A 23233-nucleotide genomic window follows, 5' to 3' on the forward strand; every position below is an offset into this window, starting at 1 on the left:
TTAGAAGGTAAATTGTAGTAATGCAGCCGCCTCAATTTTTTCCTGTTGACGGTTCACCAGGTTTTTGATGCTGAGAGTATTTTCCTGTAACTCTGATTCACCGAGGATGATCACATACGGAATACCACGTTTATCTGCATACTTCATTTGTTTGTCCATCTTGGCATTTTCATGGAACAGTTCTGCTGCTACGCCATTTTTACGCAGTTGCATCATGTAGTCAAATGCTTTACGGGCGCTGTCTTCTCCCAGGTTCAGGAACAGGACTTTGGTAGATTGCTGTGCTGTTTGGGGAAACAGCTGCAGTTCTTCCAGCACATCATAAATACGATCTACGCCAAAGGAGATACCAACGCCGGAGATGCCCGGAAGGCCAAAGAGGCCTGTGAGATCATCGTATCGGCCGCCGCCGCCGATACTTCCCATTTTAACCGTGGCAGGTGCTTTTACTTCTACGATTAAACCGGTGTAGTAGTTGAGGCCGCGGGCCAGGGTTACGTCTATGATCGGTGTAGTATTAAAATCGGCATAACCAGCGTTGATCACAAATGATAATTCCTCGATGCCTTTTAGCGCTGTAGCGGAGGATTGTAGCAGTTCTTTCAGTTGCGACAATTTTTCCGTGCTGCTGCCGTCAATGGCGAGGAAGCGTTCAATTGTATTAATATCCTCAGATGCGAGTCCGCGCTCTTCCAGTTCTTTCCGCACACCGGCTGCGCCTATCTTATCCAGTTTATCGATGGAGATGGTAATATCAGTCAGCAGTTCGGGTTTGCCGATTACTTCTGCGAGGCCAGCCAGTATTTTGCGGTTATTAATGCGCAGTTCATATCCTTTCAATCCCAGTTTAGTAAACACAGTATCGTAGATCAGCAGGAGTTCCACTTCATTCAGCAGGGAATTGCTTCCAACCACGTCTGCGTCGCACTGGTAAAATTCGCGGTAGCGGCCTTTCTGGGGTTTGTCGGCCCGCCATACCGGCTGCATTTGATAGCGTTTAAAGGGTAAAGCCAGTTCATGTTGATTCATCACCACATAGCGGGCAAATGGGATCGTGAGGTCGTACCGCAGGGCCTTTTCCGTGATAGCGGCTACGAGTGCTTTATTATCTTTTGCTTCGTGAGCGGCGGGATAGATCTCTCCATTGTTCAATACTTTGAACATCAGTTTGTCCCCTTCTTCTCCATATTTGCCGGTAAGGGTAGATAAATTTTCCATCGCAGGGGTTTCCAGGGGCTGGAAGCCGAATAGTTCGAAGGTTTCGCGGATGGTTTGGAAGATATAATTACGTTTTCTTACTACCACGGGGCCAAAATCACGGGTGCCTTTAGGAATGCCTGGCTTTATCATCTCAAAAAAATATTAAAAGTTTATTGTTGCTGGGCTGTGATGGCATCACAGGCCTCATAGATCATTTTATATACGGGAGCAAACATTTTGTCGTCGTAGTAAGGGTCCGGTACTTCCTGTTGCCCTGGCAGCAGGAATTGCACTTTGGCTTTATCTGCCCCGTTGCGGGCTGTTCTTATCACGTCGGCATAGTTATTCCGGTCCATTACATAGATGCGGTCGAAGGTATCGAAATCGGCTGCCTGGAACTGCCGGCCTTTGAGGCTGGAGATGTCCACGCCGTTTTTCCTGGCTTCTTTTACAGACCGGTGGTCGGGGGAATGGCCTATATGCCAGCTCCCGGTGCCGGCAGAATCAATTTCCCATTTGAGCCCCCTTTCGGTAGCCAGATGTCGCATTACGCCTTCTGCCAGGGGAGAACGACAAATATTTCCCAGGCATACCATCAAAATCTTCATATCGTATCAAAAGATGAATCAGGCCGCAAACCTACAAGATATTATGGAAATGTTTGCCCATTTGCATCTTTATCATAGAAACGGGCTCAAAAAGAAGGATTTCAGATGCATTAAAGCAAAAACTTCCGCAAATTGTAATTAGCGGGAAATGATGAAATTTTAAATCAAAAATTTGCGCGATGTTGAAAAAATGCCTCAAATTGCGGCCGGATAAGCGATTGGATGCAGTTTTGTTGCAGTTTTTTAACATTCTTCTAAAATTCTCTTTACCGGATTAAAAAATTATTTTTTGTATAATTGTAACTCGCAACATGGAAACACACGAAGAACAGACAAGCAGACGACTGGAAAACAGGTATCGGCCAATGGGTGAGCTGATCAGAGGGTTATTTTTTATCCTTTTTGGTTTGTTTGCCGTATTCGGAGAACGAATGGGGGTGGCTCATTTCAATATTTCACAAACAACGATGAACATAGCTGGTGCGATATTGCTAATCTACGGTCTCTTTAGGGTTTATAATGGAATCAGGAAACTTTTTTTTAACAGGAACTAAAGAGGGCAGATATGTTTTTCAGTTTTAAAAGAATGAATGCTGTATATTTATCAGCACTAATATTGGTGTTAGCGGCTTGTGGCCCAAATCCCAATGCGAAAAAACTTGATACAGCCACGGAAGGTACTATTCGCATCAGCGTAGATGAAACGTATAAACCGCTCATGGATTCAGAAATAAAAGTTTTTGAATCGCTGTATCCCAAAGCACATATTGAAGCTTCTTATAAACCGGAAGCAGATTGTTTTAAAGATCTTTTAAATGATAGCGCCCGCCTGGTGATCGTAACCCGCGATTTCAACAAACAGGAGCTGGAATATTTCAAGCAAATAAAAATTACGCCTAACAGCCTTTTACTTGCCTGGGATGCATTGGCACTGGTGGTGAATAAAGACAATCCTGATTCTGTATTTACGATGGATCAGGTGCGCAGCATCATGGACGGTAGTGCTAAAGATAGAAAATGGCAACTGGTGTTTGATAATGCCAACTCAAGCACCGTGCGATACATCATGGATTCCATCAACAAGGGAAAGCCTTTGCCAACAAACACAATGGCTGCCAAAACCAATCCTGAAGTGGTGGATTACGTGTCTAAAAACAAAGACGCAATTGGTGTGATAGGTGTCAGCTGGATCTCTGATCCCGCCGATTCATTGTCAATGGCCTTCACGAAGCAAGTGAGTGTAGTGAGGTTAAGGGCAGACAATGGTTCGGATTTTGTTAAACCATACCAGGCTTATATTGGTATTGGTTCCTATCCATTAAAGCGTGGCTTCTTTTTCTGCCTGAAAGAGCCTTATCATGGCCTGGGCAGTGGATTTGCAACCTTTCTCGGCAGTTATGAAGGGCAACTGGTCATCAAACAGTTCCGTTTATTCCCCGCCAGATTGAATGTAGTTTTCCGGGAAGCGAACCTGAAGTAGAAAAAAAACACAACTAAAACTAAAAAACCAGATTGCATGAACAAACGGAAAAGTTTAATCGTAGCATTGCTTTGCGCTGCATCCAGCGGTGTGATGGCCCAATCTGTGGAAGACGGAGTGAAAGACCTGTATTATGGTAAATATCTGTCTGCCAAGCAGAATTTAGAGAAGGTGATAGCAGCAAAGCCTACGGAGGACAAAGCTTATTATTACCTCGGTATAGCACAGCTTGGACTGGAAGATGTTGCAGGTGCTGCAGCTACTTTCCAGAAAGGTTTACAGGCAGTGCCTACTTCAGCCTTATTACAGGCAGGTATGGGCCGTATTGATCTGATCAATGGTAATGCCGCTGCTGCAAAACAGAAATTTGAAGCCGCCAGTGCTGCTACTCAGGGCCGCGACGGGGATGTAGCCCGCGCAATAGCCGATGCCAACACCGAAATTAAAGGTGGCGATCGCCCTTATGCCCTTACTGTGATGGAAAAACTCCTGAACAATGAAGGCCGCAAAAAGAAAGAACAATACACACCGATCGCAGCTGACTATATCGAATTAGGAGATGCATACCGCTTCCTGGGTGGTGAAAATGGTGGTAAAGCCATCACTACTTATGAAAAAGCGCTGGAAGTGGATCCTAACAACGCAGAAGCTGTAATGAAAGAAGGTTTGGTAAACTACAACGCCAGGCTGAAATCTGAAGCAGTAGCTGATTATACCAAAGCTACCAATATGGACGCCAACTATGGCCCGGCTTACTACGAACTGTTTAACTTCTATATTACACCAAAGAAAGATCAGTTATCCTGGGACGAAGCAGCCAAGTACCTGGAAAAATATATGGCGGTTGCTGACCCGGCAGATAAAACCAAGAACCAGTACCTGGGCGCTTACATCGCTTTCTTTAAGAAAGACTATGATAACGCGATCTCTAAAGGTCAGGCTACCCTGGCAGGCGCTAATGAGCTCTATACCAATAAGCTCAACCTGTTGATAGGAGATGCTTACCTGCAGAAAGGCGACTCCCTGAGCGCTAAGAAAACAATGGATGAGTATGTAGCTAAAGTGGGCGAGTCCAAACTGGACTCCAACGACTATAAGCTGCTGAGTACTATCTACATGCGTTTAAAATCTGCCGATACTACTACGCAAAACCAGTATACTGAAAAAGCGCTGGGCTACCTGGAAAAATATGCAGGATCTATCACTGCCAAAGATCCGGAAACCTTTATCCAGATTGCAGAACAGCTGAAAGCAGCAAGAAAATACGCAGCTGCTGCTGAGTGGTATGCAAAAGCCAATGAAATAAGCCTTGCCAATAAAGAGCAATTACAGGCCATTGACTATTTCAACGTAGGTATCAACTACTACTATGGCGCAGTAAATGTTAAGCCTTCTGATACCGCCCTGCTGTCGAAAGCAGATGCCGCTTTCCAGAAAGTAATTGAGGCAAAGCCTGAACTGGGTACCGGTTACTACTGGAGAGGTATGACTAACTTCGTTAAAGATCCGCAGGCGCAGGAAGGTATTGCCAAGCCTTACTACGACAAATACATTGAAATCTCAGAAGTAGACCCGGCTAAAAACAAGAGTACGCTGATCAACGCTTATACTTATGAGTTGCTGTATTACTACTTTAAGGAAGATAAAGCGAATTTGAAGGTGTATGCAGATAAACTGACTGCTTTAGACCCAAATAACGGCACCGTTAAGCAAATCACAGAAAATATGGCTGCCCGCGAAAAAGCGGCTAACAAGCCAGCGGCTAAACCAGCTGCTAAGGCAGGCCAGAACAAGAAATAAGCATTGAAAAATGTCAAATAACTAAAAAACCTCCTGTACTTACAGGAGGTTTTTTAGTTTCCGGTTGGTGAAAAAAGATAATATTTTAACTGCCAATAGATTTGATATTTGGTCAACTTACAGTATTTTTGCGCATTCGGACAATGTTTTTATCGGGAAGCTTATGTATACAGACACTGTATTTTTGTCAGCAACGACTACTCCTTTCAGCTATTTCCCTATAGTACTGCAATTAATTGCTGCTTTAGGTTTCGTAGGGATCACGATGTTAGCTACTCACTTTTTGGGTCCCAAGCGTAAAACCAGCGATAAGCTTATTAACTTTGAGAGTGGAATCGAGCAAAAGGGAAATGCCCGCCAGCCAGTAGCTATCAAATACTTCCTCACCGCTATTCTTTTCGTGTTATTTGATGTGGAAGTTATCTTTTTCTACCCTTATGCTGTGAATTTCAGGGAGCTGGGTTGGGAAGGCTTCATGGCTGTGTTGATGTTTGTGGGTTTCTTCTTATGTGGTTTTATTTATATCACGAAGAAGGGCGCCCTGAAGTGGGAAGACTAATCTTAAACCTCTAAATTAAATCCAATGGCTCGTCCGGTTCAATATAATAATAAAGTGAAGATGGTGGAAATCCCTGATGGATATTCCGGTGAAGGATTTTATGCCACCTCTTTTGATAAGGCAATAGGCCTGGCGCGTAAAAACTCCATCTGGCCTTTACCTTTCGCTACATCCTGCTGTGGTATTGAGTTCATGGCTACCATGGCGGCTACCTATGATATGGCGCGTTTTGGAGCAGAACGTATGGCTTTTACACCGCGTCAGTGCGATTTGTTGATGGTGATGGGTACTATTTCCAAGAAAATGGGACCTATTGTACGCCAGGTATACCTGCAGATGGCGGAACCACGCTGGGTAATGGCTGTAGGCGCCTGCGCCTGCAGCGGTGGTATATTTGATACCTATTCCGTATTACAGGGTATAGACCAGGTAATTCCGGTAGATGTATATGTACCGGGATGCCCTCCAAGACCAGAAGGAATTATCGACGGTTTCATGAAAATACAGGACCTCGTAGGTCAGGAAAGTCTTCGCCGCCGTAACTCCGACAAGTATAAGGAGCTGATGGAATCCTACGGTATCAAGTAAGGAGAGGGAATGGTTAATTGTAAATCGTAAATTTCAAATTGTTAATGTCTTTAACAAACGAACGCATACAGCAACGCCTGACGGAGAAGTTTGGAGATGTGCTTAGCGGCTTTGAAGAGCCGTTTGGACTGCTTACCCTCACCGCACAGAAAGATTATAACCTGAAAGTAATGCAATTCCTGTTTGATGATGAGGAATTGCGTTTTCGTTTTTTAACGGATATCACTGCCGTGCATTATCCGGAAAAAAAGAACGAAGAACTGGCAGTAGTATATCACCTGCACAACTTGCAGGACAATATCAGGCTCCGTCTGAAAGTATTTACGCCTGTGACCAAACCGGACGTTTTTACCGCTACCAGCTTATATGAATCGGCTAACTGGATGGAACGCGAAACGTACGATTTCTTCGGGATCAATTTTGTTGGCCATCCTAACCTGATCCGTGTACTGAATGTAGACGAAATGACCTATTTCCCCATGAGAAAGGAATATCCGCTGGAAGACGCTATGCGTATTGACAAGGATGACGAAATGTTTGGAAGGGGAGGAAATATTTAATACAACCAGGCTATGTTAGATCAGAAACAACATATAAAACTGCCGGAAGGCTCCATCGAGAAAGACACCACCACGCTGAACCTGGGTCCTACCCACCCGGCTACCCACGGCGTATTTCAGAACATCCTGGAAATCGATGGTGAGCGTATTGTGAGCGCGGTACCTACTGTAGGGTACATCCACCGCGCATTTGAGAAGATTGCGGAGCGCCGTCCTTATTACCAGATTACACCACTTACCGATCGTCTTAACTACTGTTCCGCTCCTATCAACAACATGGGATGGTTACTCACCGTAGAAAAACTCCTGGGTATCGAAGTGCCTAAACGGGTAGACTACCTGCGTGTGATAATCATGGAACTGGCACGTATTGCAGATCACCTGATCTGTAGCTCAGTAATGGGTGTGGATACCGGTGCTTTAACCGGTTTCGTATACGTGATGACCTACCGGGAATTGATATACGAAATTTACGAAGAAATATGCGGTTCCCGTCTGACCACCAACATTGGTCGTATCGGTGGTTTTGAAAGAAATTTCACGCCAACTGCATTTGCCAAAATAGAACGCTTCCTGGCAGAATATCCAGCCGTACTGAAAGAGTTTGAAACCCTGCTTACCCGTAACCGTATCTTCATGGAACGTACCCAAGGGGTAGGCGCTATCAGTGCGGAAAGAGCGCTCAGCTATGGCTTTACAGGTCCTAACCTGCGTGCTGCCGGCGTTGACTACGATGTACGTGTAGCTAATCCGTACAGCTCCTACCAGGACTTCGACTTTACGGTACCAGTGGGCACTACCGGCGATAGCTACGACCGCTTCCTGGTGCGTAACGCCGAAATGTGGGAAAGCATCAGCATTATCCGTCAGGCCATGGAGAAACTGAAATCCCTGCCGGCAGATGTATACCATGCAGACGTACCAGCTTATTACCTGCCTGATAAAAAGGATGTATATACGAAAATGGAAGCCCTTATCTATCACTTTAAAATAGTGATGGGGGAAACAGATATATTACCGGGTGAGGTGTACAATGCCGTGGAAGGAGCAAATGGTGAACTTGGATTTTACCTGATCAGCGATGGCGGCCGTAGTCCTTACAGACTGCATTTCCGCCGTCCCTGCTTTATTTACTACCAGGCTTATCCCGAACTGATTAAAGGTTCCATGCTGAGCGATGCCATCGTTTGTATGAGTAGCCTGAACCTGATTGCGGGAGAACTGGATGCCTAACAGGGAGCTGATAAACTCCGGTAAAGAATATTTTGAAGATTAAAGCTGATTAAAATAATGGCTGAGGTTCAATTTTCGGAAGAGAAACTGAATAAAGTAAAAGAAATCATTGCACGCTACCCGGCAGGGAAGCAGAAAAGTGCATTGATACCAGTGCTGCACCTGGCTCAGGAGGCATTTGGTGGATGGCTGAGTGCAGAAACAATGGACTACGTTGCTGCGCTATTGCAACTGGAGCCGATTGAAGTGTATGAAGTAGCTACTTTCTATAGCATGTTTAACCTGAAACCGGTTGGTACCTACCTTTTCGAGGTATGCCAAACAGGTCCCTGCATGGTAAGTGGTGCTGATCAGATCATTGATTATATAAAAAATAAACTGGGTATTGGTGTGGGCGAAACTACAGCAGACGGGTTGTTTACCCTTAAAACGGTAGAATGCCTGGGCGCCTGTGGTTACGCACCAATGATGCAGCTGGGTAAGCATTACCGCGAGCATCTGACGCCTGCCAAGGTAGATGAAATCATTGCAGAATGCAGATCTAAAGCAAACGCAAACTGATGCATCCAAAAAACAACCTGCCCATGCGTGTAAGGGACATGTATCAGCGGCATAAACTGCAAATCGTAGAAGCACTTTTACTGGTGGGATTACTCACCGCATTGTGGCGGATCGATAACTGGCTGGTTTCCTTTATCTGTGGCGTTAGCGCCGGCCTCCTGTTTTACAGACTGGCAGACCGCATTTCGCAACACGGTATACGTAAGGCATAAAAGATATACACAAAAATCATTGATGGGATCGGATAGTCCGATACCATTACACCATAAGGAAGAAAATGGGACGCAAATTACTGTTAGATAAAGCACATATAGAAGGCATCCGGTACTATGACACCTACCGGAGCAATGGCGGTTATGCTGCAGCGGAAAAAGCGCTGAAAACCATGGGACCCGATGCGGTACTGGAAGAAGTGAAGAAGAGCGGCCTGAGAGGTCGTGGTGGTGCAGGTTTCCCTACCGGTTTAAAGTGGAGTTTCATCGCTAAACCGGAAGGCGTTCCCCGCTACCTGGTTTGTAATGCGGATGAATCGGAACCAGGTACGTTCAAAGACCGTTACCTCATGGAATTCATCCCCCACCTCCTCATTGAAGGGCTCATTATCTCCAGCTTTGCCCTTGGCGCTAACAGTGCTTACATCTACATCCGCGGTGAATATGCATGGATTCCCGACATCCTGGAACAAGCCATTGCAGAAGCAAAAAATAAAGGATGGCTGGGTAAAAACATTCTCGGTACCGGCTTCGATCTCGAAATATATGTACAACGTGGCGCCGGCGCCTATATCTGTGGCGAAGAAACAGCCCTGATAGAATCGCTGGAAGGCAAACGCGGTAATCCCCGTATCAAACCGCCATTTCCGGCGGTAAAAGGATTATGGCAGTGCCCTACCGTGGTAAATAACGTGGAAACACTGGCGGCAGTAGTGCCTATCATCAACATCGGCGGCGACGAATATATCAAGTATGGCACCGGCAAATCTACCGGTACCAAACTGATTTCTGCCTGTGGCAACATCAACAAGCCCGGTGTATACGAAATTGAAATGAATATCTCCGTAGAAGAGTTCATCTATTCTGATGAATACTGCGGGGGTATCAAAAATAACAAACGCCTGAAAGCCTGTATCCCCGGCGGATCTTCTGTACCGGTGTTACCAGCTAACCTGTTGCTGAAAACAGCAAAGGGCGAAACCCGCATGATGACCTATGAAAGCCTTGCTGATGGCGGATTTGCAACAGGTTCTATGCTCGGTTCCGGTGGATTTATTGTGATGGATGAAGACCAGTGTATTGTACGTAATACCCTCACTTTTGCCCGTTTCTACCATCACGAAAGCTGTGGCCAGTGCAGCCCTTGCCGTGAAGGTACCGGTTGGATGGAGAAAGTACTGAAGAATATTGAGTACGGTAAAGGTAAAATGAGTGATATAGACCTGCTCTGGGATATTCAACGTAAGATAGAAGGAAATACTATTTGCCCGCTCGGCGATGCTGCTGCATGGCCGGTGGCTGCCGCTATACGCCACTTCCGTGACGAATTTGAATGGCATGTGGCGCATCCGCAGGAAGCCCTGACCCGGAACTTTGGGCTGGCGCATTATGCGGATCCATTGCCGGCCCCGGTAGCAGCTGTGTAAGTCAGTGGGTAAACAACACAATAGTAAACAAGTTATAAAATCATAACCTTTGCTTCCTTGCTGCTGAGCAGCTTCGCAGGCAAAAACTATATTAAGATGGCGGAGGAAAAAAAATTATTTAAGGTTAAAATCGATAACATCTCTGTAGAGGTGGAACCCGGTACAACCATACTGAATGCGGCCAGGCAGATAGGAGGAGAAATAGTGCCGCCAGCCATGTGTTATTATTCCAAACTGCAGGGAAGTGGTGGTAAATGCCGCACCTGCCTGGTGAAAGTATCCAAAGGCTCCGATGCCGATCCTCGTCCCATGCCTAAACTGGTGGCCAGCTGCCGTACTACCGTCATGGACGGTATGGAAGTGTCTAACATCACTTCCCCGGAAGTACTGGAAGCACGTAAGGGCGTGGTGGAATTCCTGCTGCTTAACCACCCGCTGGACTGCCCGGTATGTGATCAGGCGGGAGAATGCCACTTACAGGATCTGAGCTACGAACACGGAGCGGATAGCACCCGTTATGAATTTAAACGCAGAACTTTCGATAAGGTAGACCTGGGCGATAAAATCAAATTACACATGACACGTTGCATCCTCTGCTACCGTTGCGTGTATACTGCCGACCAGCTGACCGAAAAACGTGAACACGGGATATTAGGTCGGGGAGATGCCTCTGAAATCAGTACCTATATCTCGCAGTCACTGGATAACGACTTTATCGGTAATGTGATCGATGTTTGTCCGGTAGGCGCCTTAACCGATCAAACTTTTCGTTTCAAAAACCGTGTATGGTTCCTGAAACCGGTGGATGCCCACCGCGATTGTGAAAATCCGAAATGCTGCGGTAAAACTGTGTTGTGGATGCGTGGTAATGAAGTATTCCGCGTAACTGCCCGTAAAGACAAATATGGCGAAGTAGAAGCATTTATCTGTGATACCTGCCGTTTTGATAAAAAAGATGTGAAAGACTGGATCATCGAAGGCCCACGTAAAATAGAACGCCACAGCGTTATTTCACAAGGTCATTACGTGAATACCGTGAAGCCTAAAGATGCGTTGGTAGAAGTACTGGATGGCAGACAACCTAAGCTGTTGTTTAATATCCATTCTGAAAGCCAGGTAAACAGACCGGACATTGATCTGTCGAAGATCCATGGCCCGGCTCACTCTGATGATTTTAAGAAGTAACAATCGTAATTACGTGTAAGTATGACCTTATTAAGCATAGATTGGTTTTTTATAATTGAAAAAGTACTCCTGATATCCGGAGTGCTGGTACTTTCACTGGTAGTGGCCATGTATTCTACCTGGGGAGAAAGGAAGATCGCGGCGTGGATCCAGGATCGTCTGGGGCCTAACCGTGCAGGTCCTATGGGATTATTGCAACCATTGGCCGATGGAGGAAAGCTCTTCTTCAAGGAAGAAATTATTCCAAATACTTCCAACCGCTTCCTGTTCATACTCGGTCCCTCCATTGCTATGCTGGTGGCTTGTATGACCAGTGCTGTTATTCCCTGGGGTGATACGCTGACCATCGCCGGCCGTGAAATATCCCTGCAGGTAGCGGATGTTAACATTGGTATTCTCTTCATTTTTGGTGTAGTGAGTATGGGCGTATATGGGATTATGCTTGGAGGTTGGGCATCCAACAATAAATACTCCCTGCTGGCGTCTGTACGTGCTGCGTCCCAGATTATTTCCTACGAGCTGCCAATGGGGCTGGCTTTGATCGCCCTGCTGATGATGACCGGTTCCCTGAGTTTAAAAGATATCGTAGAACAGCAACGCCATGGGTTGTGGAATGTGGTATACCAACCACTGGGCTTTTTCATCTTCCTGGTATGTGCTTTCGCTGAATGTAACCGTGCTCCTTTCGACTTACCTGAAGCAGAAAACGAATTGAACGGAGGGTATCACCTGGAATATTCTTCCATGAAACTTGGTTTCTTCCTGTTCGCAGAATATATCAATATGTTTATCAGCTCTGCCCTGATGGCTACTATGTACTTCGGTGGTTATGCTTTCCCGTACATGGATAAGCTGGGAGTAGATGGTAACATATTAACGCTGTTAGGGTTCCTGGCGCTGTTTATCAAAACCCTGGGATTCATTTTCTTCTTTATGTGGGTACGTTGGACGGTGCCAAGATTCCGTTACGATCAGCTGATGCGCCTGGGTTGGAAAATAATGATTCCATTGGCGTTGGTAAATATGCTGATTACAGGAGCGTTGGTATTGGCGCGTCAACATTAATATTATCTCATTAAATACACACGCAGGTGTGGATGAAATAAAGCATTCGTTATGCAAGCATTAACAAACAGGGCAAAAGCAGTAGATCGCCGGCCGATGACCTTCATGGAGAAGTTGTATATCCCTGCTATTGCCAAGGGTATGACTATCACTTTTAAACATATTTTTCACCGTAAGGCCACGGTGAGCTTTCCTGAAAAGAAACGTGACTTCAGCCCGGTATTTCGTGGATTACATATATTAAACCGTGACGAAGAAGGACGTGAAAGATGTACCGCCTGCGGATTATGTGCGGTAGCTTGTCCAGCTGAAGCCATTACTATGGAAGCAGCAGAAAGAAAGCCCGGAGAAGAAAACCTGTATAGGGAAGAAAAATATGCCGCAAGATATGAGATCAATATGTTGCGTTGTATATTCTGCGGTTTTTGTGAAGAGGCTTGTCCTAAAGACGCTATCTATATGTCTGAAACCTTTGCTCCCGCAAACTATCAGCGTAAAGGCTTCATTTACGGAAAAGATGATCTGTTGATTCCTGATCCTAAAGAGGGGAAATAATATTATTCACAGCGCATTTAGCTAAAAATACAATAGTCAAACATAGCAGAGATGGGAATGAGTATCCAACAAATAATTTTCATGGTGCTGTCGGTCATCGCGCTGATTTCAGCATTGGGCGTGGTATTAAGTAAGAATCCTGTGACGAGTGTGTTGTGCCTGATCGTAACATTCTTTACTATAGCCGGGCATTATATTATGATGAATGCCCAGTTCCTGGCAGTGGTACATATCATTGTGTATGCCGGTGCCATCATGGTATTGTTCCTTTATGTACTGATGCTCATGAACCTGAATGCAGAGCTGGAACCACAGAAACGCAACTGGCTGAAATATGCCGGCGCTATCAGTGGGGGTGCTTTACTGGTGGTACTGGTAGCTGCTTTACGCGATGCCAGCATGCCTGCATTGAGCACGCAACCTACGGAAGTAGGGTTGATTAAGAACCTGGGACAAATCCTGTTCAAACAATATGTGCTGCCATTTGAGGTGAGCAGTATCCTGTTCCTCAGCGCCATGGTAGGTGCCGTTGTAATTGGTAAAAAAGACTAGAAAAAGAGTATACGCGGAGCTGCCGGGTATGCTTAATTGGTAATTCGTAATTTATTTTATGCCTGTTCAATATTACATATTCCTGAGTATCGCCTTGTTTTGTATAGGTGTGATGGGTGTACTGATGCGCAGAAATGCCATCATCATCTTTATGTGCATAGAGCTGATGCTGAATGCGGTGAACCTGCTGATGGTATCATTTTCCAAAATGTGGGCAGATGCAGGCAGAGTAGATGCCGGATCGGCACAGCTGTTTGTATTCTTTATAATGGTGGTGGCGGCTGCAGAAGTAGCAGTGGGACTGGCTATCATTACAATGGTTTACAGAAATACACACTCAGTAGATATTAACATTCTTAACAGGCTGAAAAATTAATAATTCTGCTCTTCTTAATTATTGAATTTTTCGTCGTCGTAAATAGAATTGATAAATGATTAATCTAGTTTGGCTGGTACCATTTTTACCATTATTAGGTTTCCTGGTGAATGGATTGGGACGCAGATTTTTATCCAAGTCCCTGGTAGGATTTGTTGGAAGCGGCGCTGTACTGGCGTCCTTTGTGATTAGCCTGTTAATATTCCTGGAAGTAAAAGCTCCCGGTTTTGCTGCACAGGTAGTTACCCTGTTTGATTTTATCAGTGTGGGATCCCTGCATATTCCTTTTGCTTTCCAGGTAGATCAGCTGAGTGCCCTGTTCCTGCTGGTGATCACCGGTGTGGGCACCCTGATACATATCTACTCTACTTCTTACATGCATGATGAAAGCGATGAAAGTTTTGCCAGGTATTTTGCTTACCTGAACCTCTTCGTTTTTTCTATGTTGATACTGGTGCTGGGCGCCAACTACGTCATGATGTTTATAGGCTGGGAAGGGGTTGGTCTTTGCTCTTATCTCCTGATCGGTTTCTGGTTTAAAAATACCAGCTATAATAACGCCGCCAAGAAAGCATTTGTGATGAACCGCATCGGTGACCTTGGTTTCTTGATTGCTATTTTCTTCATGATCATGCAGTTTGGTACGGTTACTTTCCCTGAGGTATTTGCCAAAGCAGCGCCGCTGGGCATGAACAACACGATCCTCAGCGCCATTGCCATGCTGCTGTTTGTAGGAGCGATGGGTAAATCTGCCCAGATTCCTTTATATACCTGGTTACCGGATGCGATGGCGGGCCCTACCCCGGTATCAGCCCTGATCCACGCCGCTACCATGGTTACTGCCGGTATTTACATGATTGCCCGCAGCAACGTGATTTACACACTGGCGCCACATGTGCAAACGGTCGTAGCGATCATTGGTTTGGCTACCGCCCTGTTTGCCGCTTCGATCGCGTTAAAACAAAATGATATTAAAAAAGTGCTGGCTTATTCTACCGTGAGTCAGCTCGGTTATATGTTCCTGGCCCTGGGTGTAGGCGCTTATGGAGCCGCGGTGTTTCACGTAATGACACATGCGTTCTTCAAAGCTTTATTATTCCTTGGCTCTGGATCTGTGATTCACGCCATGGGCGGAGAACAGGATATCCGCAAGATGGGTGGTTTGAAAAAGTTCATGCCTACTACCAGCTGGACTTTCCTGGTAGGCTGCCTGGCTATTGCTGGTATTCCGGGATTCTCCGGTTTCTTCTCTAAAGATGAAATCCTGGCGCAGGCTTATGCTAACAACCCCATGTTATATGTATTGGGACTGATTGGCGCTCTGATGACGGCTTTTTACATGTTCCGTTTATACTACATCACTTTTGCCGGTAAATTCCGCGGTACACATGACCAGGAACATCACCTGCATGAAAGCCCGGCTGCAATTACTATTCCATTGGTGATTCTCGCTGTGCTCTCCATCTTTGGTGGTTATGTAGGTTTACCAGAAGTATTTGGTACAAAGAACCTGCTGGCTGATTACCTGTCGCCAGTATTTGCACCTTCTGCTCCGTTTGCAGTAGAGCATCACCTGGCCCACAACACCGAATGGTTATTAATGGGTGTGAGCAGTGTATTGGTGATTGTATTTATCCTGCTGGCCCGTCGGAAATTTGCGAGTTATGAAGATACCGGCGCTGAGAGCATCGGCTTCGGTAAAGTGCTGGAAAACAAATGGTATATAGATGAATTGTATGATACTATCATAGTGAAACCATTGTATGAACTGGGTCGTTTCTTCCGGGATACGATAGAAAAGGCAGGTATCGACAAACTGGTAAATGGTATCGGGCGTGGTGTACAGCTGGGTGGCCAGCGGATTCGCCTGGTACAGAATGGCCTGGTAGGTTTTTACATCTTTGCCATGGTTATCGGTATGATTGTATTATTTGTGATCGGATTCTTATTATAAACCAATAGCGGAAGTTACAAGCGCAGATAAATTATGTTGACAGTTTTATTAATATTGATTCCTTTCATAGCCGGCCTTATCGCATTTGGTCTGAAGGGATCCGGGCCAAAGGTGCTGGGCATGATTTCATCGCTGGCAACAGTGGTGTTAGCAATAGGAGCATGGTGCCGTTTTCGTACTGCTCCAGACAGTCTGAATCTTGTTGCCAACTGGATTCCGCAGCTGGGAAGTCAATTTCGTGTAGGGTTAGATGGAATGGGCGTGATGCTTTGCTTATTGACGGCGATAGCTTCTCTGCTGGTTTTCATTACTATTTATAACCGCGATTATGAAAAGCCGGGCGCTTTTTATGGTTTGATGTTATTGTCCCAGGCCGGGCTAACCGGTGTTTTCACCGCTTTTGATGCCCTGCAGTTTTACATTTTCTGGGAATTAGCGCTGATACCTGTTTATTTTCTTTGCTCTTTATGGGGAGGTGAAAAACGTATAGCCGTTACCTTTAAATTCTTTGTCTATACTTTCCTTGGTTCACTGTTGATGATGGTAGGTATTATCTACCTGTATTTCCAAACCGCTGATCATTCCTTCAGCTGGTCTTCCTTCAGTAGTATTCACCTGAACCCGGATGATCAGAAATGGTTATTCTGGTTATTCTTTGTGGCATTTGCCATTAAGATGCCCATATTTCCGTTTCATACCTGGCAGCCGGATACCTATGAGCAGTCGCCCACGCCTGTTACGATGATCCTTTCCGGTGTCATGGTAAAAATGGGATTGTTTGGCATTATCCGCTGGTTATTGCCGGTGATTCCGCAAGGCGCCGCTATGTGGTCGGATGTAGCCATTGTACTGTGTGTGATCGGTATTATCTACGCGTCCTGTATCGCCATGGTGCAGAACGATCTGAAACGCCTGATTGCTTATTCTTCCATTGCCCACATTGGCTTAATGTGTGCTGCTATTTTCGCTAACAACGAGCAAAGTCTGCAGGGTGTGCTGATCCAGATGTTTAACCACGGTATCAATATCATTGGTTTGTGGATTATCGTAGAAGTGATACAGCAACGCTTAGGAGTGAAGAACATGGATCAGATGGGTGGTATGGCACGGAAAGCCCCCCGGATGGCTATTTTCCTCGTTATTATCAGTCTGGCTAACATCGGCTTACCGCTTACCAATGGTTTTATCGGTGAGTTCCTGATGTTCAGCGGATTGTTCCAATATAATCACTGGTTTATGGCATTTGCGGGATTAGGTATTATCCTCGCTGCTGTGTATACCCTGGGTATGATACAGAAGGTAATATTTGGTGAAAGCAATGACTTAACCGACACCACTACAGATTTGCAGCCTGGCGAAACCCTGGCTTTGAGCCTGGTTGTGATCATGATAATTGTGTTGGGTGTGTATCCAAAGCCAATGCTGGATTTGGTGAGCAGTACATCTGAAGTGGTAAATAAATTGTTTTGAGATTTGGTCATTTAGGTACTGAATAACGAAATGGAAAAATTTGTAACGGGGTTTTGTAACGCAAAAATATGAATGCACTAATTTCTACTGCTTTATCGGGCGTTGTACTGATGTTTGTTGGTTTATTTGTACGCAATAAGCAGCATATTAAATTTTTTGCCATCGCGGCCATCATTATAGCATTTATTGCTAACCTGGCGCAGTATCCGTCTGTAGAACACGGCGGTTATGTGATGTATGGCATGATTGAAGTGACCAAATTTGGCGTGTTGTTCAATGCGGTAGCTTTGGGCGCCACTTTGTTATATTTCCTGTTATCCGGCAGTGAGTTTGAAAAAGTAGGAGAGCATGTGGCAGACTATTTTACCCTGGTGTTCTTTATCCTGGCTGGTATCTCCCTGGCAGCTACTTTCAGCAACCTCCTCATGTTGTTCCTGGCTATTGAAATCATGTCTATTCCGCAGTATATCCTGGCAGGGGCCGACAAGAAGAGCCTGAAGGGCAATGAAGCTTCCCTGAAGTACTTCCTGATGGGATCTTTTTCTACCGGTATTTTACTGATGGGTATTACCCTCATATATGGAGCCGCCGGAACTTTTGATATCGCCGGTTTGGGCCTGGGTACAGAAAGTGTACATCCCCTGGCTTTGTGTGGTATTATCCTGATCGTATTTGCATTATCCTTTAAAGTATCCGCAGCGCCATTTCACTTCTGGACACCAGACGTATACGATGGTTCACCTACCGTATTTACCTCTTTCATGTCTACCATTGTAAAGGCAGGTGCTTTTGTAGCTTTTTTACGGATGTTCCACGGCAGCTTTGCCGGCGGTACCATCAGCGAACACTGGACCCTGATCCTGTCTATCATTACCGCAGTAACCCTGGTAATTGGTAACTTCAGCGCTGTATTCCAGCAAAGCGTAAAACGTATGCTGGCCTACTCCAGTATCGCACAGGCAGGCTTTATGCTGTTTGCCGTAGTAGCCATGAATGATATGGGTACACAGGGCATCGTGTTATATGCCGCCGCTTACAGTATTGCTACCATTGGTGTATTTGGCGTACTGATGAAATTGAAGGATTATACTTTCGAAGGGTTCAACGGCCTTGCCCGCAAACAGCCTTTGCTGGCCGCTGCAACAGCAGTGTTCCTGTTTTCCCTGGCAGGTATCCCTGTAACAGCTGGTTTCTTTGCCAAATACTTTGTATTATCTGCTGCTATCCAGCATGGCCATTTACTGTGGCTGGTAATACTGGCAGTGCTTTGTGCTGCTATCAGCGTGTATTACTATTTCCGTGTCATCATGGCGATGTATTTCAAAACCGGTGAACCTGAAGTAGAAAACATCTCCGGAGGCTTTAAAGCTGCATTAATACTGGCAGTAGCCCTTGTGCTGGTATTGGGATTATTCCCGAACCTGTTACTTTGCTGGCTGTAATCACCAGTTACCAAATAATGGAAAGACCGGGGCAAACGCTCCGGTCTTTTTTATTGCCGCTACCGACCAGCTGCTGACGCCGCTCATCCCAAAATGAACGAATTAAATACCTATATTACGTTAACTTTATAGGTAACCCGATATTATGCAAGCAAGAGATATTTTTTCCCTGGCGTACCGTTCTGTAACTGGCAATAAGCTGCGTACAGGTCTTACTGTGTCCATTATTGCATTGGGTATTACTGTACTGGTGGGTATTCTTACTGCGATCGACAGCATGAAAAGCAGTATTTACAGCAGCTTTGCGAGTATGGGGGCCAACAGCTTTTCTATTCGTAACCGGGGTATGCAGCTACATATGGGGGATGATGGCAATAAAGCGTCCAAGGGGAATAAAAATATCAAGAAGGTAAAAAAATCCAACAGTAATAAAGTGATCCGCTACCCTGAAGCAGTGGCTTTCCGCGACCGGTATAAATTCCCTGCTATTGTAAGTGTATCTTTCCAGGCCAGCGGTATTGCCACCGTGTATAAGGATGATAAGAAAACCAACCCTAATGTACAGGTAATAGGGGGGGATGAAAACTACCTGCAGATCTCCAACTATGAAGTAGCCCAGGGACGTAATTTCAACCAGCTGGATGTGCAATCGGGCCGGAATGTGGCTATCCTGGGACAGGATGTTGCCCAGAAACTCTTTGGTAAAGACATGAAGAATGTGGTAAATAATACTGTCCGGGTGGGAGATATCCGCTACCGCGTTATTGGCGTGCTAGCTTCCAAAGGAAGTAGCAAAATGATGAGTGCCGACAACGTAGTGATTACTACAGTTAACAATACCCGGCGTATTTTTGACCGCCCTAATGCCAGCTACCAGATTGGCGTATCGGTAAAAGATATCAAACAAATAGATGCCGCCCAGGGAGAGGCCATCGGGTTGTTCCGCATTATCCGGGGACTGGCGATCACTGAAGAAGATAACTTTGAGCTGAGTAAAAGTGATAGTATCGCTGAGATGTTGTTCTCCAGTTTGGGAAAAGTGAACCTCTTTGCTATCGTTATTGCCTTTATTACGCTTTTTGGATCAGCTATTGGTCTCATGAATATTATGCTGGTATCAGTAGCGGAGCGTACCCGCGAAATAGGTGTTACTAAAGCTTTGGGCGCCACCAGTAAAGTAGTACGTACCCAGTTCCTGTATGAGGCGATTATTATTAGTGTGATGGGAGGTATTATCGGGGTTATTATGGGCATGTTACTGGGTAACATTGTATCGGCATTACTGAAATCTTCTTTTATCATCCCCTGGCTGTGGATATTAATAGGGGTAAGCCTCTGTGCGGCCGTAGGCCTGGTGTCTGGCATTTATCCCGCTTATAAAGCCTCCAAATTAGATCCTATTATAGCCTTGAGATACGAATAATATTTTATTATCTTGTTGTTTTCCATGTTCATGTAAAACAACAATACATATGCCCTTATTAGTTGTTATCGCCGCTATTCTTTTACTGGTAGTGCTGGTTACCTGGTGCAAACTCAATACTTTCCTTTCTTTCCTGATCGTGTCTTTGTTGATGGGGTTGGCCCTGCACATGAAAGTAACAGACATTACACAGTCTATTCAAACAGGTATAGGTAAAACGCTGGGTTCGCTGATTGTCATTATTGTTTTTGGTGCTATGCTTGGTAAGCTGGTAGCGGAAAGCGGTGCGGGGCAAAAGATTGCCGGAGGCCTGATGAATGTATTTGGACCGAAGTATGTACAGTGGTCACTCATGCTCACCGGCTTTATTGTAGGTATTCCCTTGTTTTATAACATCGGATTTGTGTTGATGGTTCCCCTGATTTTCACCGTGGCAGCACGTACTAAATTACCAGTGGTATACCTGGGCATTCCCATGCTGGCCTCTTTATCCGTAACGCATGGTTATTTGCCTCCACATCCTTCTCCTACTGCGCTGATACAGCAGTTTCATGCTAATATGGGAATGACTTTATTATTCGGCATCATGGTGGCCATTCCGGCTATTATATTGGCGGGACCCGTGTTTTCGCGTTTCCTGAAACATTACACCAATCCTCCGGGGCAGATGTTTGTTGCTCCGCCCATTCCGGAAGAGCAGTTGCCAGGAATGTTTACCAGTTTATTTGCCGCCTTGCTGCCAGTGTTTCTACTGGCAGGAACGGCGCTGGCAAAGTTATGGGTAGCAAAGGACAGTACTCTGTTTCATGTAGCCGACTGGCTGGGAGAGCCGTTGATAGTGATGTTGCTGGCGGTGTTGAATGGCGTGTACTTACTGGGATTAAGAAGAGGAATGCCTGCAAAAAAAGTAATGAGTATTATGGATGATGCAGTAAGAGAGGTAGCGGTGATTATTCTTATCATCGGAGGTTCGGGTGCGTTGACACAGTTATTACACGACAGTAAGGTAAGCGCTTATATTGCAGATACTCTACAACATATGCATCTGCATCCATTATTGCTGGCCTGGGGTATTGCTGCTATTATACGCGTATGTATCGGATCGGCTACCGTAGCGGGTTTAACTACTGCGGGGATAGTGGCGCCCATGATTGCTGCATCGGGTGTAAATCCCAATCTCATGGTATTGGCTACCGGGGCAGGGAGCCTGATGTTTTCCCATATTAATGATGCAGGCTTCTGGATGTTCAAGGAATATTTTAACTTGTCGGTAAAGGATACGATTAAAACCTGGTCGGTGATGGAAACAATTGTTTCTATAACGGGGTTGATCGGGTGTTTATTATTAAGTATGATTGTATAACATTGACGGCTGAACGTAAATGATTTAACAGGGCTGTAAAAAATAAATTTTTATTCATGGAATGGTATCAGCTTGCAAATGCCGCGCAGATAGATTCTCCGGCAATAGTTATTTATAGTGACAGGGTAAAAGATAATATCGCTTTATTGAAAACAATGATCGATGATATACAACGGTTACGCCCACATGTAAAAACAAATAAGATCGCGGAAGTAGTACAGTTGATGCAGGAAGCAGGTATACAACGTTTTAAATGCGCTACAATAGCAGAAGCAGAAATGCTGGGGATGGTGCAGGCTGAAGACGTGCTGCTGGCTTATCAGCCCGTGGGACCTAAAATAGTGCGACTGTTAGAACTGGTACAGAAGTATCCGCAAACTGCTTTTTCCTGTGTAACCGATAACAAAGATACCGCGTTAGCGATCAGCGATATCTTTGCGGCGCAGGGGCGGCGTCTACCAGTGTATGTTGATTTGAATGTAGGTATGAACCGCACCGGCATCCGGCCCGGGCAGGCTGCATTGGAGTTATACCAATATCTTCATACCCTGCCAGGTGTAATCCCGGTAGGATTACATGCATATGACGGGCATATTCATGATACGGACATGACTATACGAAAAGAAAAATGTGATGCGGCGTATGCTCCGGTAGCTATGCTGGCAACGCAAATTGCCGATACCGGATTACCCCGACCAGTAATTATTGCAGGTGGCAGTCCCACCTTCCCGGTACATGCAAAACGAAAAGATATACAATGCAGCCCGGGTACCTTTGTATTCTGGGACTGGGGATATGGAAAGAACTTACCGGAACAACCATTCAAATGGGCAGCGTTGGTGCTCAGCCGGGTAATATCGGTCATTGACGAGCAACACATTTGTCTTGATCTCGGTCATAAATCAGTGGCTGCGGAAAGCCCGCAGCCGCGTGTTCATTTTTTGAATGCGCCTGCTGCACAAATCATCTCTCAAAGCGAAGAACATCTGGTACTCAAGGTAGAAACTGCCAGCCAGTTCCCGGTAGGTACCGTGCTATACGGTGTACCGCTCCATATATGCCCTACGGTGGCATTATATGAGAAAGCATATGTAGTGGAAGACAATGCTGCTATTGCCAACTGGCGTATTGTAGCCCGTGACAGGCAGATTATTATTTAGCTTTTTGCCTTATGCTTTAAGCGCTTTTGCTTAATAGTACAATTGAGTCAGGATATTGGTGTCATCGAAAGATTTGGGTTTTAATCCCAGGAATTCGGAGTATTGCGTGAGTGTAAATAGTGGTTTCAGTTTAGCGTGCAATCCATTTTGCATACTGTTCATTTTAGAGGTATACGCCTTTTCATTGCTCAGGCGTAACGACTGAATATTTACTTTCTGGCGCAGATAACCCGTGATGATGTTGAGTAATTTGGGCTTCTGTGCATCTGTTAGTAAAAGTGTTTTATCCAGTTTACTGACAATCGAACTGGCGGTACCGTCTATATTCATGGTTGGGTTCTGGTACACAACGTCAACGGGCATTGCCAGCGTTACAGCTGTAAAAGAACAGGTGAGCAACAGCCATAATCCTGAAGTGAACAGTTTTTTCATATGTACGTGGGTTTGATGCAGGAGATTA

23 protein-coding genes are annotated in these 23233 nt (G+C 45.4%); 20 read left to right on the forward strand and 3 right to left on the reverse strand.

What is annotated here, in order from left to right:
• Together hisS and FHW36_RS06925 are read right to left on the reverse strand one after the other, a co-directional pair.
• The gene (gene hisS / locus FHW36_RS06920; protein ID WP_145664488.1) at window positions 1–1350 is read right to left on the reverse strand and encodes a histidine--tRNA ligase; all 1350 of its coding nucleotides are present in this window, start codon (window positions 1348–1350) and stop codon (window positions 1–3) included.
• Window positions 1351–1370: 20 nt separating this feature from the next.
• Complete coding sequence (locus FHW36_RS06925) at window positions 1371–1808, reverse strand: low molecular weight protein-tyrosine-phosphatase (RefSeq protein WP_145664491.1); 438 nt, start codon at window positions 1806–1808, stop codon at window positions 1371–1373.
• 565 nt (window positions 1809–2373) lie between these two features.
• Here FHW36_RS06925 and FHW36_RS06930 point away from each other — a divergent pair.
• From FHW36_RS06930 to FHW36_RS07025, 20 genes are all read left to right on the forward strand, one after another.
• A complete protein-coding gene (locus tag FHW36_RS06930; RefSeq protein ID WP_145664495.1) occupies window positions 2374–3288 on the forward strand; it encodes a substrate-binding domain-containing protein in 915 nt (304 codons plus the stop codon).
• A gap of 36 nt (window positions 3289–3324) precedes the next feature.
• On the forward strand, window positions 3325–5088 hold the full coding sequence (locus tag FHW36_RS06935; protein WP_145664498.1) for a tetratricopeptide repeat protein: 1764 nt from the start codon (window positions 3325–3327) through the stop codon (window positions 5086–5088).
• 163 nt (window positions 5089–5251) lie between these two features.
• The gene (locus tag FHW36_RS06940) at window positions 5252–5647 is read left to right on the forward strand and encodes an NADH-quinone oxidoreductase subunit A (protein ID WP_145664501.1); all 396 of its coding nucleotides are present in this window, start codon (window positions 5252–5254) and stop codon (window positions 5645–5647) included.
• A gap of 24 nt (window positions 5648–5671) precedes the next feature.
• Window positions 5672–6235, forward strand: a complete 564-nt coding sequence (locus FHW36_RS06945) for an NADH-quinone oxidoreductase subunit B (RefSeq protein WP_145664504.1) — start codon at window positions 5672–5674, stop codon at window positions 6233–6235.
• 44 nt (window positions 6236–6279) lie between these two features.
• Entirely contained in the window at window positions 6280–6795 is a 516-nt protein-coding gene (locus FHW36_RS06950) for an NADH-quinone oxidoreductase subunit C (protein ID WP_145664506.1), read from the forward strand.
• A 12-nt stretch (window positions 6796–6807) separates the two neighbouring features.
• A complete protein-coding gene (locus FHW36_RS06955; protein WP_145664510.1) occupies window positions 6808–8028 on the forward strand; it encodes an NADH-quinone oxidoreductase subunit D in 1221 nt (406 codons plus the stop codon).
• Window positions 8029–8085: 57 nt separating this feature from the next.
• On the forward strand, window positions 8086–8589 hold the full coding sequence (locus FHW36_RS06960) for an NADH-quinone oxidoreductase subunit NuoE family protein (RefSeq protein WP_145664513.1): 504 nt from the start codon (window positions 8086–8088) through the stop codon (window positions 8587–8589).
• Window positions 8589–8801, forward strand: a complete 213-nt coding sequence (locus FHW36_RS06965; protein WP_145664517.1) for a hypothetical protein — start codon at window positions 8589–8591, stop codon at window positions 8799–8801. Before FHW36_RS06960 ends, FHW36_RS06965 begins: the two co-directional genes overlap by 1 nt.
• Before the next feature lie 65 nt (window positions 8802–8866).
• Window positions 8867–10228: an NADH-quinone oxidoreductase subunit NuoF gene (gene nuoF, locus FHW36_RS06970; RefSeq protein ID WP_145664520.1), complete on the forward strand. Its 1362-nt coding sequence runs from the start codon at window positions 8867–8869 to the stop codon at window positions 10226–10228.
• 96 nt (window positions 10229–10324) lie between these two features.
• Complete coding sequence (locus FHW36_RS06975; RefSeq protein ID WP_145664523.1) at window positions 10325–11413, forward strand: 2Fe-2S iron-sulfur cluster-binding protein; 1089 nt, start codon at window positions 10325–10327, stop codon at window positions 11411–11413.
• Between the two features lie 21 nt (window positions 11414–11434).
• A complete protein-coding gene (gene nuoH, locus FHW36_RS06980; RefSeq protein ID WP_186452325.1) occupies window positions 11435–12478 on the forward strand; it encodes an NADH-quinone oxidoreductase subunit NuoH in 1044 nt (347 codons plus the stop codon).
• Window positions 12479–12529: 51 nt separating this feature from the next.
• Complete coding sequence (nuoI, locus tag FHW36_RS06985; RefSeq protein ID WP_145664527.1) at window positions 12530–13033, forward strand: NADH-quinone oxidoreductase subunit NuoI; 504 nt, start codon at window positions 12530–12532, stop codon at window positions 13031–13033.
• Between the two features lie 51 nt (window positions 13034–13084).
• Window positions 13085–13585 (forward strand): NADH-quinone oxidoreductase subunit J family protein, encoded by a 501-nt coding sequence (locus tag FHW36_RS06990; RefSeq protein ID WP_246121090.1) that lies wholly within the window; start codon window positions 13085–13087, stop codon window positions 13583–13585.
• Window positions 13586–13643: 58 nt separating this feature from the next.
• Window positions 13644–13961 carry an NADH-quinone oxidoreductase subunit NuoK gene (gene nuoK / locus FHW36_RS06995; protein WP_079469422.1) on the forward strand — a complete coding sequence of 106 codons (318 nt, stop codon included), beginning with the start codon at window positions 13644–13646 and terminating at the stop codon, window positions 13959–13961.
• Window positions 13962–14016: 55 nt separating this feature from the next.
• Window positions 14017–15915 carry an NADH-quinone oxidoreductase subunit L gene (nuoL, locus tag FHW36_RS07000; RefSeq protein WP_145664530.1) on the forward strand — a complete coding sequence of 633 codons (1899 nt, stop codon included), beginning with the start codon at window positions 14017–14019 and terminating at the stop codon, window positions 15913–15915.
• Window positions 15916–15948: 33 nt separating this feature from the next.
• Complete coding sequence (locus FHW36_RS07005; RefSeq protein ID WP_145664533.1) at window positions 15949–17385, forward strand: complex I subunit 4 family protein; 1437 nt, start codon at window positions 15949–15951, stop codon at window positions 17383–17385.
• Between the two features lie 68 nt (window positions 17386–17453).
• Window positions 17454–18827: an NADH-quinone oxidoreductase subunit N gene (locus FHW36_RS07010; protein WP_145664536.1), complete on the forward strand. Its 1374-nt coding sequence runs from the start codon at window positions 17454–17456 to the stop codon at window positions 18825–18827.
• Between the two features lie 145 nt (window positions 18828–18972).
• Entirely contained in the window at window positions 18973–20250 is a 1278-nt protein-coding gene (locus tag FHW36_RS07015) for an ABC transporter permease (RefSeq protein ID WP_145664539.1), read from the forward strand.
• 49 nt (window positions 20251–20299) lie between these two features.
• Window positions 20300–21613 carry a gluconate:H+ symporter gene (locus tag FHW36_RS07020; protein WP_145664542.1) on the forward strand — a complete coding sequence of 438 codons (1314 nt, stop codon included), beginning with the start codon at window positions 20300–20302 and terminating at the stop codon, window positions 21611–21613.
• Window positions 21614–21669: 56 nt separating this feature from the next.
• Window positions 21670–22773 carry a D-TA family PLP-dependent enzyme gene (locus FHW36_RS07025; protein WP_145664545.1) on the forward strand — a complete coding sequence of 368 codons (1104 nt, stop codon included), beginning with the start codon at window positions 21670–21672 and terminating at the stop codon, window positions 22771–22773.
• Window positions 22774–22803: 30 nt separating this feature from the next.
• Here FHW36_RS07025 and FHW36_RS07030 read toward each other — a convergent pair whose 3' ends face one another.
• A complete protein-coding gene (locus tag FHW36_RS07030; RefSeq protein ID WP_145664548.1) occupies window positions 22804–23205 on the reverse strand; it encodes a hypothetical protein in 402 nt (133 codons plus the stop codon).
• Window positions 23206–23233 lie beyond the last annotated feature (28 nt).

The sequence above is a fragment of the Chitinophaga polysaccharea genome, from assembly GCF_007829335.1.
In the GTDB taxonomy this organism is placed as follows: Bacteria; Bacteroidota; Bacteroidia; order Chitinophagales; family Chitinophagaceae; genus Chitinophaga; species Chitinophaga polysaccharea_B.

Coding starts and splice junctions, on each gene's coding strand:
- hisS (WP_145664488.1), bottom strand. CDS start 1,350: ATGATAAAGCCAGGCATTCCTAAAGGCACCCGTGATTTTGGCCCCGTG.
- FHW36_RS06925 (WP_145664491.1), bottom strand. CDS start 1,808: ATGAAGATTTTGATGGTATGCCTGGGAAATATTTGTCGTTCTCCCCTG.
- FHW36_RS06930 (WP_145664495.1), top strand. CDS start 2,374: ATGTTTTTCAGTTTTAAAAGAATGAATGCTGTATATTTATCAGCACTA.
- FHW36_RS06935 (WP_145664498.1), top strand. CDS start 3,325: ATGAACAAACGGAAAAGTTTAATCGTAGCATTGCTTTGCGCTGCATCC.
- FHW36_RS06940 (WP_145664501.1), top strand. CDS start 5,252: ATGTATACAGACACTGTATTTTTGTCAGCAACGACTACTCCTTTCAGC.
- FHW36_RS06945 (WP_145664504.1), top strand. CDS start 5,672: ATGGCTCGTCCGGTTCAATATAATAATAAAGTGAAGATGGTGGAAATC.
- FHW36_RS06950 (WP_145664506.1), top strand. CDS start 6,280: ATGTCTTTAACAAACGAACGCATACAGCAACGCCTGACGGAGAAGTTT.
- FHW36_RS06955 (WP_145664510.1), top strand. CDS start 6,808: ATGTTAGATCAGAAACAACATATAAAACTGCCGGAAGGCTCCATCGAG.
- FHW36_RS06960 (WP_145664513.1), top strand. CDS start 8,086: ATGGCTGAGGTTCAATTTTCGGAAGAGAAACTGAATAAAGTAAAAGAA.
- FHW36_RS06965 (WP_145664517.1), top strand. CDS start 8,589: ATGCATCCAAAAAACAACCTGCCCATGCGTGTAAGGGACATGTATCAG.
- nuoF (WP_145664520.1), top strand. CDS start 8,867: ATGGGACGCAAATTACTGTTAGATAAAGCACATATAGAAGGCATCCGG.
- FHW36_RS06975 (WP_145664523.1), top strand. CDS start 10,325: ATGGCGGAGGAAAAAAAATTATTTAAGGTTAAAATCGATAACATCTCT.
- nuoH (WP_186452325.1), top strand. CDS start 11,435: ATGACCTTATTAAGCATAGATTGGTTTTTTATAATTGAAAAAGTACTC.
- nuoI (WP_145664527.1), top strand. CDS start 12,530: ATGCAAGCATTAACAAACAGGGCAAAAGCAGTAGATCGCCGGCCGATG.
- FHW36_RS06990 (WP_246121090.1), top strand. CDS start 13,085: ATGGGAATGAGTATCCAACAAATAATTTTCATGGTGCTGTCGGTCATC.
- nuoK (WP_079469422.1), top strand. CDS start 13,644: ATGCCTGTTCAATATTACATATTCCTGAGTATCGCCTTGTTTTGTATA.
- nuoL (WP_145664530.1), top strand. CDS start 14,017: ATGATTAATCTAGTTTGGCTGGTACCATTTTTACCATTATTAGGTTTC.
- FHW36_RS07005 (WP_145664533.1), top strand. CDS start 15,949: ATGTTGACAGTTTTATTAATATTGATTCCTTTCATAGCCGGCCTTATC.
- FHW36_RS07010 (WP_145664536.1), top strand. CDS start 17,454: ATGAATGCACTAATTTCTACTGCTTTATCGGGCGTTGTACTGATGTTT.
- FHW36_RS07015 (WP_145664539.1), top strand. CDS start 18,973: ATGCAAGCAAGAGATATTTTTTCCCTGGCGTACCGTTCTGTAACTGGC.
- FHW36_RS07020 (WP_145664542.1), top strand. CDS start 20,300: ATGCCCTTATTAGTTGTTATCGCCGCTATTCTTTTACTGGTAGTGCTG.
- FHW36_RS07025 (WP_145664545.1), top strand. CDS start 21,670: ATGGAATGGTATCAGCTTGCAAATGCCGCGCAGATAGATTCTCCGGCA.
- FHW36_RS07030 (WP_145664548.1), bottom strand. CDS start 23,205: ATGAAAAAACTGTTCACTTCAGGATTATGGCTGTTGCTCACCTGTTCT.